This window comes from Streptomyces sp. NPDC043952 (genome assembly GCF_056435325.1).
In genome coordinates, this window is the sequence record NZ_JBWKES010000015.1 from 38,054 (window position 1) to 50,740 (window position 12,687).

Annotated in this window: 10 protein-coding genes; 4 read left to right on the plus strand and 6 right to left on the minus strand. The window is 72.8% G+C overall.

What is annotated here, in order from left to right:
• Positions 1 to 101: 101 nt before the first annotated feature.
• Positions 102 to 797: a class I SAM-dependent methyltransferase gene (locus tag AC069R_RS18870; RefSeq protein ID WP_478767943.1), complete on the minus strand. Its 696-nt coding sequence runs from the start codon at positions 795 to 797 to the stop codon at positions 102 to 104.
• Between the two features lie 226 nt (positions 798 to 1,023).
• Here AC069R_RS18870 and AC069R_RS18875 point away from each other — a divergent pair, with 226 nt between their 5' ends.
• Entirely contained in the window at positions 1,024 to 1,353 is a 330-nt protein-coding gene (locus tag AC069R_RS18875; protein WP_478767944.1) for a DUF6343 family protein, read from the plus strand.
• A gap of 48 nt (positions 1,354 to 1,401) precedes the next feature.
• Here the strand turns inward: AC069R_RS18875 and AC069R_RS18880 are convergent, their stop codons facing one another.
• The 3 genes from AC069R_RS18880 to AC069R_RS18890 all read right to left on the minus strand — a co-directional run bounded on the left by AC069R_RS18880 (position 1,402) and on the right by AC069R_RS18890 (position 3,463).
• On the minus strand, positions 1,402 to 1,782 hold the full coding sequence (locus AC069R_RS18880; protein WP_037653237.1) for a tetratricopeptide repeat protein: 381 nt from the start codon (positions 1,780 to 1,782) through the stop codon (positions 1,402 to 1,404).
• A gap of 49 nt (positions 1,783 to 1,831) precedes the next feature.
• Positions 1,832 to 2,458 carry a dephospho-CoA kinase gene (coaE, locus tag AC069R_RS18885; RefSeq protein WP_478767946.1) on the minus strand — a complete coding sequence of 209 codons (627 nt, stop codon included), beginning with the start codon at positions 2,456 to 2,458 and terminating at the stop codon, positions 1,832 to 1,834.
• Positions 2,459 to 2,524: 66 nt separating this feature from the next.
• Positions 2,525 to 3,463 (minus strand): PAC2 family protein, encoded by a 939-nt coding sequence (locus tag AC069R_RS18890; RefSeq protein WP_478767947.1) that lies wholly within the window; start codon positions 3,461 to 3,463, stop codon positions 2,525 to 2,527.
• Positions 3,464 to 3,683: 220 nt separating this feature from the next.
• Here AC069R_RS18890 and AC069R_RS18895 point away from each other — a divergent pair, with 220 nt between their 5' ends.
• On the plus strand, positions 3,684 to 4,646 hold the full coding sequence (locus tag AC069R_RS18895; RefSeq protein ID WP_478767948.1) for a right-handed parallel beta-helix repeat-containing protein: 963 nt from the start codon (positions 3,684 to 3,686) through the stop codon (positions 4,644 to 4,646).
• A gap of 121 nt (positions 4,647 to 4,767) precedes the next feature.
• Here the strand turns inward: AC069R_RS18895 and rpsA are convergent, their stop codons facing one another.
• The gene (rpsA, locus tag AC069R_RS18900; RefSeq protein WP_478767949.1) at positions 4,768 to 6,258 is read right to left on the minus strand and encodes a 30S ribosomal protein S1; all 1,491 of its coding nucleotides are present in this window, start codon (positions 6,256 to 6,258) and stop codon (positions 4,768 to 4,770) included.
• 304 nt (positions 6,259 to 6,562) lie between these two features.
• On the opposite strand from rpsA, the gene AC069R_RS18905 reads away from it, so the two are divergent.
• Positions 6,563 to 7,468, plus strand: coding sequence for a class I SAM-dependent methyltransferase (locus AC069R_RS18905; protein WP_478767951.1), 906 nt, complete (start codon positions 6,563 to 6,565; stop codon positions 7,466 to 7,468).
• A gap of 115 nt (positions 7,469 to 7,583) precedes the next feature.
• The gene (gene hrpB, locus AC069R_RS18910; protein WP_478767952.1) at positions 7,584 to 10,100 is read left to right on the plus strand and encodes an ATP-dependent helicase HrpB; all 2,517 of its coding nucleotides are present in this window, start codon (positions 7,584 to 7,586) and stop codon (positions 10,098 to 10,100) included.
• A 188-nt stretch (positions 10,101 to 10,288) separates the two neighbouring features.
• On the opposite strand, the gene AC069R_RS18915 is transcribed toward hrpB, so the two are convergent.
• Complete coding sequence (locus AC069R_RS18915; protein WP_478767954.1) at positions 10,289 to 12,040, minus strand: lytic transglycosylase domain-containing protein; 1,752 nt, start codon at positions 12,038 to 12,040, stop codon at positions 10,289 to 10,291.
• Positions 12,041 to 12,687 lie beyond the last annotated feature (647 nt).

The following is a 12,687-nucleotide window of genomic DNA, read 5'->3' on the forward strand; positions in this document are numbered from 1 at the left end:
GCCACCACATCGCGCCCACCGAGCCGACCACATCCCCCGGCCTCCAAGTCACGCCCGCCGCGCCCACCACGTCCCCCGAGCGCCCAACGCGTCCCCGACGCCTACCGCGTCCGCACAGCCCGTACCCATGTCCCGTCCTCCGTCAGGTACTTGTCCACCTCCAGCCCCGCCTCCGCCAGCGCCGATTCGAACTGTTCCTTCGTCAGGGGCCGGGCGAGGAGGGTCTGGGTCCAGGTGCCGTCCGGGAAGTCGTACTCGACGTGGACGGAGTCGACTCCGTCGCCGACCGGGGTCACCGAGGCGACGCGCACCGTGAAGCCGGCCGGATCGGCCCGCTCTCTCGGCACATTGGTGTGGTAGTCGGCGCCCTCCCGCTGGATGAGCACGCAGCCGCCGTCGGCCACATGGCGGGCGCAGGTGCGCAACAGGCCCCGGCGCACCTCCTCGTCACCGGCGTGGACCAGGAACGAGGCGAGCAGCACCACGTCGAACTTCTCGCCGCCCAGGTGCAGTTCCTCGATCGGGGCGCATATGGTGCGTGTTCCGTGGATCCGGGCCAGCATGCCGGCGGATTCGTCCACCGCGGTGACCGTGAAGCCGCGCTCCAGCAGGGGGCGGGTCATCCGGCCGGCCCCGCTGCCGAGTTCCAGGATGTGCGCCCCGGCCGGTACCGCGGCGGCGATGATGTCCGGCTCCGGCCCGACCGGCAGGCGGGTGTAGACCTCCACGGCGCAGCCGTCCGGGGTGATCGCACCGGTGCCTGTGCCCTCGTATCCCTCACGCATCTCGACCGTCATGCCCGGAGAACGGGCCGTCCCCGCCCTCCCGTTCCCGTTCGACCACAGTTCACCCGTTCGAGCGATCCACCGCCGAGCGGGAACTGATGGGACCGGCGAGCGGGAGCTGATGGAACCGCCGAGCGAGAGCTGACGGGACCGGCGAACGGGAGCTGATGGGACCGGCGCTCGCCGTGGGTGCGCCCCGCCGCCCCGGAGAGTACGTTGCAAGCAGGAGTGGTGGTCGATGCGTACAGGCAGTGAACCGGCGACCGCGCGCAGTGCTCTGCGGGCGCGGTTGTGGCTGTGCGTGTGGGGGCTGGTCTGGACGGTCTTCGGCACGGCGGTGTTCGCGCTCGTCGGACGCCCCGGCTGGGCGGTCGCCTGCGGGGTGCTGCTGCTGATCGTCACCGTCGACCTGGCCATGATCGTCCGGCACATCCGGCAGGGCCCGCACTACCAGCCCGGCCAGGACGTGCCGCCGTACCAACCGGTGGACGACGACGGGCGCCGCCCTCCCCGGCTGCCGCGGCGCGGACCCTCCTACCCCCGGCCGCCACGCCACCGGCACCCCTGAAGGACGTCAGCCCTCCGACCGCGGGGTCGGCTGTCCGACCACCCGGCCTCAGCCGTCGAACCGCGCCGCCTTCAGATACTCCGGGTTGGGATCCAGCGCCGCGGCCAGCCGGAAGTGGCGCTTGGCCTGGTCGGCGCGGCCCTGCCGCTCATAGGTGCGAGCCAGGGCGAAATGCGCGAAGGCGTTGTCCGGCTCGCGCTCCAGGACGATGGTGAACTCCAGCTCGGCGGGCCGCAGTTGCGCGGCGGCGAAGAAGGCACGGGCGCGCAGCAGCCGGGCCGCGGTGTTCTCGGGATGCGCGGCGATGACTCCGTCGAGCAGCTTCACCGCGCCCCGCGGATCCCGCGCGTGGAGCAGCTGCTCGGCGGCACGGAAGTCGATGACATGCGTCTCCGGAGTGGGTCCGGGGGAACCGCTGGTCTCGGGCACTGCTGAGTCCTTCCCTCGTTCCCGGAGTTCAACGCCCCTCGCCGGGCCGCTATTCCGCGGGCCGGTCCGCGGCGGAGGTGCCGCGGGCCCGGCGCACCAGGTCGTCCCAGACCGCGTCGACCCGCTTGCGCAGCGCGTCCAGGGGGACGTCGTTGTCGATCACGATGTCCGCGATCGCGCGCCGCTGCTCGCGGGTGGCCTGGGCGGCCATGCGGGCGCGGGCGTCCTCCTCGGTCATCCCGCGCAGCCGTATCAGCCGGTCGAGCTGGGTCTCGGGGCTCGCGTCCACCACGATCACGAGGTCGTACAACGGCGCCAGGCCGTTCTCGGTGAGCAGGGGTACGTCGTGGACCACCACGGCGTCGGGGGCCGCGGCCTCCTCCAGCTCGCGGGAGCGGGCGCCGACCAGGGGGTGCACGATCGAGTTGAGGACCGCGAGCCTGTCCGGGTCGGCGAAGACGATCGAGCCGAGGCGGGGCCGGTCCAGGCTGCCGTCCCCGGCGAGGATGTCCGGGCCGAACGCCTCGACCACCGCGGCGAGGCCGGGTGTGCCGGGCGCCACCACCTCGCGCGCGATGCGGTCCGCGTCGATCAGCACGGCTCCGTGGTCCACGAGCAGCCGCGACACCTCGCTCTTGCCGGCGCCGATCCCGCCGGTCAGGCCAACTTTCAGCATGAGCGGAAGCTTAGGCCCTGCCACCGACAGTGGCAGGGCCGGAGCCGGACGGCGGCGGCTCGGGGCTCAGGCCTCGCCCTCGCGCTCTGCCAGGAATCGTTCGAACTCGCGGCCGATCTCGTCGGCGGACGGGATCTCCACCGGCTCGGCGAGCATGTTGCCCCGAGTCTCGGCGCCCGCCGCCGCGTCGTACTGGTGCTCAAGGCCCTGGACGAGGGCGGTCAGTTCCTCGTCGCCCTCCTGGATCTGCCGGTCGATCTCGGTCTGGGTGCGCCGCGCGTCCGTGCGCAGGGAGTGCGCGATGCCGGGCAGGACCAGGCCGGTGGCGGCGGTGATGGCCTCCAGGACGGTCAGCGCGGCGTCCGGGTAAGGGGAGCGGGCGATGTAGTGCGGGACGTGCGCGGCGACGCCCAGGACGTCATGACCCGCCTGCATGAGCCGGTACTCGACCAGCTGCTCCACGCTGCCGGGCACCTGGGCCTCCTCGAAGGGGCTGGTGTGGCCGGGGACCAGGTCGGTGCGGTTGCCGTGGGGGGTGAGGCCCACGGGGCGGGTGTGCGGGACGCCCATGGGCAGGCCGCTGAAGTTCACGGACAGGCGCACGCCGAGCCGGTCGGCGATCTGCCGTACCGCCGTGGCGAAGCGCTCCCATTCCACGTCCGGCTCGGGTCCGGACAGCAGCAGGAAGGGGGCGCCGGTGGTGTCCTGGACGAGATGGACCTCGATCGCCGGAGTCTCGTAGTCGGTCCAGCGGTCGCGCTTGAAGGTGAGCAGAGGCCGGCGGGCCCGGTAGTCCACGAGCCGGTCGTGGTCGAACCGGGCGACGACCTGGTGGGGCAGTGAGTCGAGCAGCCGGTCGACGATGAGGTCGCCGGTGTCGCCCGCGTCGATGTATCCGTCGAAGTGGTAGAGCATGACAAGGCCGGCCGATTCCTGGGCGAGCGCCATGTCGACCACGGCCAGGCCCTTCGGCTCCCATGCGTACAAACCCTGCGGATCAAGCACTGTGACCGCTCCTCCTCCTGTTCCATGGCTACAACGCGCCCTTGAACGGGGGCATTCCCGCCACCCGTCGCTGGTCAGCGATCTCCCGCAGACCGTCTTGACGCTCCGTCACCTGGTCCGTACCTTCACGGTGCACTGTTCATCATGTCGGCCACGATTCACGTATGAGATCGCAGCTCGTACGTACGAGATCGCCCCCTGGAACAGGAAGGCACCCCCCATGCGCATATCCATGCCGCTCACCTCCCTGCTCGCCACGGCCGCCGTCACCGGTGGTCTGCTCCTCGCCGCCCCCGGCCCGGCCATGGCCGCCTCGACGGTCGAGGTGACGACCGCGGCCCAGCTGAAGACCGCGCTGGCCGGCGCGCGGCCCGGCGCCACGATCCATCTCGCGGACGGCACCTACAAGGGCAACTTCAACGCGACCACGCCGGCCACGGCGTCCGAGCGCATCACCCTCACCGGCTCCGCCAAGGCCATCCTCACCGCGAGCGGCGGCTACGGGCTGCACCTCAACGGTGCCTCCTACTGGACGGTCAGCGGGCTGACCGTGACCGGCGGCCAGAAGGGCATCATGATCGACGCGGCCAAGGGCGTGATCGTGGACGGCGTCACGGTGCACGGCCTGGCCATGGAGGGCGTGCACTTCCACGATTCCAGCACGGACGGCGTGATCAGGAACTCGAAGATCTACGACACCGGGAACGACGGCGACGGCATGGGCGAGGGCGTCTATGTCGGCACCGCCGGCACGCTGTCCGACCACAGCGACCGCGTTCAGATCCTCGGCAACACCATCGGCCCGGACGTGGGCGGCGAGAACATCGACGTCAAGGAGGGCACGACCGGGACACGGATCGTCGGCAACACCTTCGACGGCAGCGGTCTGACGGGCGCCAACTACGACGACTCCTGGGTCGATGTGAAGGGCAACGGCGTCCTGGTCCAGGACAACACCGGCGTCCACACCAGCAACGACGGCTACCAGACCCACACCCAGCAACCCGGCTGGGGCTGCGGCACGGTCTTCAAGAACAACCGGTCGACCCTGACCGGCGCCACGGGCCCCACCCAGTTGGCCATCGACGTCACCAACAACGCCACTGACTGCACGACGACGGTCTACACCTCGAACACGGTGACGGGCGGCAAGGGCCTGACGAATATCGGGGTGACGTCCTGACGGACGGGATCGGCGTCCCGATGAGGGCCCCGGCAGCCAGACCCCCGGAAAACCCTGAGGGGCCCCACCTCGAAAGGTGGGGCCCCTCAGCAGCTACCTGCTAAGCCTCAGCGGCCTGCGTTCAGCTCTGGCCGCCGGCCAGCTTCTCGCGCAGGGCAGCCAGGGCCTCGTCCGACGCCAGGGCGCCGGAGGTGTCCGCACCCTCGGAGGAGTACGAGCCACCGGTCGCGGCCGGAGCCGCAGCCTCGCCGCCCTCGGCCGCGGCAGCGGCGTCGGCCTCGCGGGACTTGATGACCTGCTGCTGGTGCTGCTCGAAGCGGGACTGCGCCTCGGCGTACTGGCGCTCCCACTCCTCGCGCTGCTTCTCGTAGCCCTCGAGCCAGTCGTTGGTCTCGGGGTCGAAGCCCTCGGGGTAGATGTAGTTGCCCTGGTCGTCGTAGGACGCGGCCATGCCGTACAGGGTCGGGTCGAACTCGACGGCGGCCGGGTCGGCGCCGAAGGACTCGTTGGCCTGCTTCAGCGAGAGGCTGATGCGACGGCGCTCGAGGTCGATGTCGATGACCTTGACGAAGATCTCGTCGTTGACCTGGACGACCTGCTCCGGGATCTCCACGTGGCGCTCGGCCAGCTCGGAGATGTGGACCAGACCCTCGATGCCCTCGTCCACGCGGACGAACGCGCCGAACGGAACCAGCTTCGTGACCTTACCGGGCACGACCTGGCCGATCTGGTGGGTGCGGGCGAACTGCTGCCACGGGTCTTCCTGGGTCGCCTTCAGCGACAGGGAGACGCGCTCGCGGTCCATGTCGACGTCGAGGACCTCGACGGTGACTTCCTGGCCGACCTCGACAACCTCGGACGGGTGGTCGATGTGCTTCCAGGACAGCTCGGAGACGTGGACCAGACCGTCGACGCCACCCAGGTCCACGAAGGCACCGAAGTTGACGATCGAGGAGACCACACCGGAGCGGACCTGACCCTTCTGGAGGGTCGTGAGGAACGTCTGGCGGACCTCGGACTGGGTCTGCTCCAGCCAGGCGCGGCGGGACAGGACCACGTTGTTGCGGTTCTTGTCCAGCTCGATGATCTTGGCCTCGAGCTCCTTGCCGACGTACGGCTGGAGGTCGCGGACGCGACGCATCTCGACCAGGGAGGCCGGCAGGAAGCCACGGAGGCCGATGTCGAGGATGAGACCACCCTTGACGACCTCGATGACGGTACCGGTGACGATGCCGTCCTCTTCCTTGATCTTCTCGATGGTGCCCCAGGCACGCTCGTACTGGGCGCGCTTCTTCGAGAGGATCAGGCGGCCTTCCTTGTCCTCCTTCTGGAGGACAAGGGCCTCGATCTCGTCGCCGACGGCAACGACCTCGTTCGGGTCGACGTCGTGCTTGATCGAGAGCTCGCGGCTCGGGATGACACCTTCGGTCTTGTAACCGATGTCGAGCAGGACCTCGTCCCGGTCGACCTTCACGATGACGCCGTCGACGATGTCGCCGTCGTTGAAGTACTTGATCGTCTCGTCGATCGCGGCGAGGAAAGCTTCCTCGTTACCGATGTCGTTGACCGCTACCTGCGGGGTGGTGGCGGTGGTCTCGGTGCTGCTCGTCATGTGGGAAAGGGCTCCGGTACGGACATTGAAGTCGTAGGTACTGCTTACGCCGGGAGCCTGTTTCGCTCTGCAGAAGCCGGACAGCCAAGGAAGCGCCACCTTTTCAGGACACCGGGTGCCCGGTGGCGCCTCGAGAACCGAGGGGACATACATACAGATGCGAGCGCAGCCTGCTACGTCTGAGGCGCGCAGGCCCGCAGCGCAACTTGTAGCATACGGGGGCAGCCGGACAGGGTCAATGCGCGAAGGCGGACACCAGGGGCGGATCGCCGTATACCCGGCAGGAAATGTCCCGCATGGCCGCGTGGCAGGGCTGTACGACCCCCGTGGGCGGCGTACCGCCGTCCGGTGGTCGGGACGGAAGATTACGACGAGGGAGCCGATCATCCAAGAGTCCGAACGGCCCGAGCCCGAGGGGTTCGAGCCCGAAGCCACCCGCCGTGAGGCCGACGTCACGGAGAGCAGCCGGGCCAACCGGGGCTGGTGGGACCGCAACGCGGACGAGTACCAGGTCGAGCACGGCACGTTCCTCGGCGACGACCGCTTCGTGTGGGGCCCGGAGGGGCTGGACGAGGTGGAGGCCGAGCTGCTCGGCCCGCCGGAGGAGCTGAAGGGCAAGGACGTCCTGGAGATCGGCGCGGGCGCGGCGCAGTGTGCGCGCTGGCTGGCCGCCCAGGGCGCCCGTCCGGTGGCCCTGGACCTCTCGCACCGCCAGCTCCAGCACGCGCTGCGCATCGGCGGATCGTTTCCGCTGGTGTGCGCGGACGCGTGCGCGCTGCCCTTCGCGGACGGCTCCTTCGACCTGGCGTGCTCGGCGTACGGCGCGCTGCCGTTCGTCGCCGATCCGCGCCTGGTGCTGCGCGAGGTGCGGCGGGTGCTGCGGCCCGGCGGCCGGTTCGTCTTCTCGGTGACCCATCCGATCCGCTGGGCGTTCCCGGACGAGCCGGGTCCCGAGGGCCTGTCGGTGTCCGCCTCCTACTTCGACCGCACGCCCTATGTCGAGCAGGACGAGCGGGGCCGGGCGGTCTACGTGGAGCACCACAGGACGCTGGGCGACCGGGTGCGCGACATCGTGTCCGCCGGGTTCCGGCTGGTGGACCTGGTGGAGCCGGAGTGGCCGGCCTGGAACAGCTCGGAGTGGGGCGGCTGGTCCCCGCTGCGGGGCAGCCTGATTCCGGGGACGGCCGTCTTCGTGTGCGAGCGGGACTGAAACGTCCACGATCGGGTGAGGCGGGGGCCGGGTCCGCCCCGGCGGGGAGCCGGAGACGAGTTCGCCCGGACGGGGGACGCCGGGCGGGTTTGAAGGCCGTACGACACTTAAGAGCGTGATCCGTTACGACGCCCTGGACGCCCTGGACGCGCTGCCCGTGCGCTCCGCCCTGCCCGCCCTGACCGACGCGCTCGCGGACGGCGGCACCGCCGTCCTGGTGGCGCCGCCCGGCACCGGCAAGACCACGCTGGTGCCGCTGGTGCTGGCGGGACTGGTCGGGGACGGGCCCGCGCGGCGGGTCGTGGTGGCCGAGCCGCGGCGGATCGCGGCCCGTGCGGCGGCGCGCCGGATGGCGTGGCTGCTGGGTGAGCGGCCCGGCGAAAGCGTGGGCTTCACGGTGCGCGGCGAGCGGGCCGTGGGGCGGCGCACACGGGTGGAGGTCGTGACCACGGGGGTGCTGCTCCAGCGGCTCCAGCGGGATCAGGAGCTGGCCGGGGTGGACGTCGTGGTGCTCGACGAGTGCCATGAGCGGCATCTGGACGCCGACACGGTGGCGGCCTTCCTGTGGGACGTACGGCAGGCGCTGCGGCCGGAACTGCGGCTGGTGGCCGCGTCGGCGACCACGGACGCCGAGGGGTGGGCGCGGCTGCTGGGCGGGGCGCCGGTGGTGGAGGCGGCGGGGACCGCGCATCCCGTGGAGGTGGTGTGGGCGCCGCCCGCGCGCCCGGTGCGGCCGCCGCACGGGATGCGGGTGGATCCCGCGCTGCTCGCGCATGTGGCGTCGGTGGTGCGGCGGGCGCTGGCCGAGCGGGACGGTGACGTGCTGTGTTTCCTGCCCGGAGTCGGCGAGATCGCGCGGGTGGCGGGTCAGCTGGGCGACCTGGGGGGCATCGAGGTGCTCCAGGTGCACGGGCGGGCGCCGGCGGGCGTCCAGGAGGCGGTGCTGTCGCCCGGTGAGCGGCGGCGGGTGGTGCTGGCGACGTCGGTCGCGGAGTCCTCGCTGACCGTGCCCGGTGTGCGGGTGGTGGTGGACTCGGGGCTGGCCCGCGAGCCTCGGGTGGATCACGCGCGCGGGCTCAGCGGGCTGACGACGGTACGGGCGTCGCGCGCGGCCGGGCGGCAGCGGGCGGGGCGGGCCGGGCGGGAGGCGCCGGGTGCGGTGTACCGGTGCTGGGCGGAGGCCGAGGACGGCCGGCTGCCGGCGTTTCCGGCGCCGGAGATCAAGGTGGCCGACCTGACGTCGTTCGCCCTTCAGGCGGCCTGCTGGGGCGATCCGGACGCCTCGGATCTCGCGCTGCTGGATCCGCCGCCGGGCGGGGCGATGGCGGCGGCGCGCTCCGCGCTGGCGGCGGTGGGCGCGGTGGACTCCGCCGGGCGGCCGACGGAGCGCGGCGTACGGCTCTCCCGGCTCGGGCTGCACCCGCGGCTGGGGCGGGCGCTGCTGGACACGTCCGGGGCGGGGGCGGAGGTGGTCGCGCTGCTGTCGGAGGAGGTACCGCGGGAGTACGGCGACGATCTCGCCGGGGCGTTGCGCTCCGCCCGGCGCGGGGGTGACGGCTATGCGGCGCGCTGGGCCACGGAGGTACGGCGGCTGCGGTCCGCCGTGACGGAGTCTTCCCGCGCACCCGCCGATGCCGGCCGGCCACAGGCGGGCGCCGGGGAGGAGGGCATCGCCGGGCTGGTCGCCGCGTTGGCGTTCCCCGAGCGGGTCGGGAAGCTGGACGGTGGGTCGTACCTCATGGTGTCCGGGACGCGGGCGGAGCCGGCGGAGGGGTCGGCGCTGCGCGGGGCGCCGTGGATCGTCGTGGCCGTTGCCGACCGGCCGGGCGGCAAGGGGCATGCGCGGGTGCGGCTCGGGGCCGCCGTGTCCGGGGAGGTGGCGCGGGCGGCGGCGGGCGCGGCGCTGGACGAGCGGGACGAGGTGCGCTGGGCGGACGGTGATGTCGTGGCCCGGCGGGTCGAGCGGCTCGGGGCGATCGAGCTGGCGGTGCGGCCCTTGAGGGACGCCGCGCCGGAGCTGGTGCGTGCGGCGCTGCTCGAAGGGCTGCGGCAGGAGGGGCCGGGGCTGCTGCGGTGGACGCCGGACGCGGAGGTGCTGCGGCAGCGGCTGGCGTTCCTGCGCGCCCGGCTCGGGGGGCCGTGGCCGGACGTGTCGGACGAGGCGCTGCTCGCGGCGGCGGAGCGGTGGCTGGAGCCGGAGCTGGGCCGGGCCCGGCGGCGGGCGGATCTCGCACGGATCGACGCCGGGCAGGCGCTGGCGCGGCTGCTGCCCTGGGCGAGCGGGGAGGCCGTACGCCTGGACGAACTGGCGCCCGAGCGGCTGACCGTGCCGAGCGGGTCCAGGATCCGGATCGACTACCGGGATCCCGAGCGGCCGGTGCTCGCGGTCAAGCTCCAGGAGATGTTCGGGCTGCGCGAGACGCCGTCCGTGGCGGGCGTGCCGCTGCTCGTGCATCTGCTCTCCCCCGCGGGGCGGCCGGCCGCCGTCACGGCCGATCTGGCGTCGTTCTGGCGGGACGGCTACAAGGCCGTGCGGGCCGAGCTGCGCGGCCGTTATCCGAAGCACCCGTGGCCGGAGGACCCGGCGGCGGCCGAGCCCACCCGGCACACCAACGCGCGGCTCGGACGCTGACCGGCCTCGGTCCCGTCGCCTCGGCGGGCGCGGTCTCCAGGGCGACGTACGGTCGTGCTGGCGGGCAGGCGGGGCCTGCCCATGGGGACGGGCGGCCTACTAACGTGTTTTTGACGGAGCGTCAGCACGGACTGCGGCGCCCTCCCTGCGGGAAGCGGGGAGGGCGGCGCCGGCTAGGTCCGGTCGGGTCAGGAGGTGGCGGATGCGCTCGGGGACGGGGACGGGCTCGTCGTGGCGGTGCCGTCGGCGGCCACCGTCAGCTGGACGGTGAGGGTGCCGCCGCCGGGCGTGGTGATGCGCAGCAGGAACGTGCCGGTGGTGTCGTCCGCGTACAGCTTCGGCAGCGTCAACTGGCCCTTGGCGTCGGTCTTCAGACCGGTCAGGGTGCGTACGGCCTTGCCGGTGGCGTCCTTGAAGTAGGGGCCCTTGTCGTTCTCGGTGGCGTCGGTGGCGGACTTGACCAGGGTGGCGGTGGCCGCGACCTTGTCCGCGACGGCGCCCTTGTACGTCGCCTTCACCTGGACCTGGTCGGCGAACTCACCGCCCGGCGTGCAGGTCAGCGCGGTGTCACCGGCGGTGGCGGCGGTCAGCTTGTCGGCGGCGCGTTCGGTGACGGTCGCCTGGTAGTCCACGCCCTTGACCGAGCGGCCCACGACGGTGGCGGTGACCTTGAAGTCGCCGGTCTTCTCGCCCGCCGTGAGCACCGGGGCCTTGGCGACGCCCTTGGCGTCGGTGGTGACCGTGGCCACGTCCTCGCCGTCGAAGGTGGCATCGGAGCCCGCCGAGACGGTGAACCGGATCCTGACCTTGGCCACCGGGGCGCCGGACTCGGTCTCGGCGCGGGCGCTGATCGTCCCCGTGAAGGCGTGCCCGGCCATCGCGGTGAGCTTGGTGGTGGCCGTGGCCGCGTCTTCCAGGTGGTCCACCGTGTCGGTGGGGGTGGGCGGGGCGGGCGTCCCCGGCGGGCGCGGGGCCGGGTCGCCGCCGTCCTGGCCGCCACCGGAGCCGGTGGGCGAGGGGCTCGGCCGGCCGCCCTGGTCCTTCGAGCCCGGCTTGCCCTGGTGCGGGTTCGCGGGGGCCGGCGGTGTCGTGCGCGGGGTGTCGTCGTCGCTGCGGTGGCCGGGCGCGGGCCCGGTGCCGTCGGGCACGGAGTAGGTGCCCTTGCTGTAGTACTCCATCCACGACAGGACGGTGTTCAGATAGTCCTGCGAGTCGTTGTAGCCGAGGATCGCGCTGTGCAGGTCGGCCTCTTGGGACAGGTCCCGGTCGCCGCGGCACAGGTAGTGGCCGGCGGCGAGGGCGGCGTCGTAGATGTTGTTGGGGTCCTTCTTGCCGTCGCCGTTGCCGTCGCGGCCGGCCCAGGCCCAGGTGGACGGGATGAACTGCATGGGCCCGACGGCCTGGTCGTACTGGGCGTTGCCGTCGTACGCGCCGTGGTCGGTGTCCTTGATGAGCGCGAAGCCGTTGCCGTCGAGGACCGGGCCGAGGATCGGTCGCAGGGTGGTGCCGGCGGCGTCGACCTCGCCGCCGCGGGCCTGGCCGGACTCCACCTTGCCGATGGCGGCGAGGAGTTGCCAGGGCAGGTTGCAGCCGGGTTTGGAGGTACGCAGCTCCGCCTCGGCCTTCTTGTACGCGTCGAGGACCGTCGCGGGTATGCCGGCCTCGCCCGCGCCCTGGGCGACGGGAGGGCCGGCGCTCGGCGAGGGGCTGGGGTTGGGGCTGTTCAGGGGCGGCAGGTCCGTGTAGTACGGCGAGTTGCCCGTGGCGTCGCCGCCCGCGGGGTCCGGTACGGGGGCGGAGGCGCCGGCCGTCGCCTGTCTGCCGTGGTCCTCGCCGGTCGCTCCCGGAGCCTGGGACGCGGACAGAGCCGCGACCGCTGCCGCGGCCACGGCGGTGGTCGCCGCCCCCTTGCGCAGCCGCCTGCCGAAATGCGCCGCCATAGAGTGAACCCCTCCCAAGGACGTCCTGCGTCCGTATCCACGTGTGTGTCCCGCCCGGTCTGACGTACGACCCGGCGTTCCGGTTGCCCCTGTGCCGCCCTTTCCCCTGTGCGATGGGTGTCGGCCCGTGCGCCCGGCACGGCGCCGCAGGCGACCCTACGACAACTTGCTTTGCGGGGGCACCCGTTCGTGCCCGATTTTCACCGGTTGGCCACCTGCCGTCGAGGTGGGCGCGCCCGGCGTTCCGCCAGGGCGGCGGCACTGGCCCGCTCTTGAGTTGGGGGGAGGGGGATGCCTGCCGTCAGAAGGCGGCGCGCGGTCCGGGGTCGCGGGGGTTCCGGCCGGCCGGGCGTTCGGCGAGGGAGGCGACGAAGACCGTGAGGGTGGGGCGGGGGCGGGACTTCGGCACCAGGGTGAGCGTGAGCGCGAGATAGCCGCGGGCCAGGTCGGCCCACTGGCGCCAGTCGGGGGCCCGGCCGGCCAGTGCGGCGGTGCCGGTCCGGGCGGCGCGGTCCTTGAGCCCGCGCCGGGCGGTCCTGGCGGGGGGGGGGGGGGGGGGGGGGGGGGGGGGGGGGGGGGGGGGGGGGGGGGTGGCCGGGGGGGGGGGGGGCAGCGAGCAGGGCGGGGCCAAGCCGGAACTCGGCGTC

Coding starts and splice junctions, on each gene's coding strand:
- AC069R_RS18870 (WP_478767943.1), bottom strand. CDS start 797: ATGACGGTCGAGATGCGTGAGGGATACGAGGGCACAGGCACCGGTGCG.
- AC069R_RS18875 (WP_478767944.1), top strand. CDS start 1,024: ATGCGTACAGGCAGTGAACCGGCGACCGCGCGCAGTGCTCTGCGGGCG.
- coaE (WP_478767946.1), bottom strand. CDS start 2,458: ATGCTGAAAGTTGGCCTGACCGGCGGGATCGGCGCCGGCAAGAGCGAG.
- AC069R_RS18895 (WP_478767948.1), top strand. CDS start 3,684: ATGCGCATATCCATGCCGCTCACCTCCCTGCTCGCCACGGCCGCCGTC.
- rpsA (WP_478767949.1), bottom strand. CDS start 6,258: ATGACGAGCAGCACCGAGACCACCGCCACCACCCCGCAGGTAGCGGTC.
- AC069R_RS18915 (WP_478767954.1), bottom strand. CDS start 12,040: ATGGCGGCGCATTTCGGCAGGCGGCTGCGCAAGGGGGCGGCGACCACC.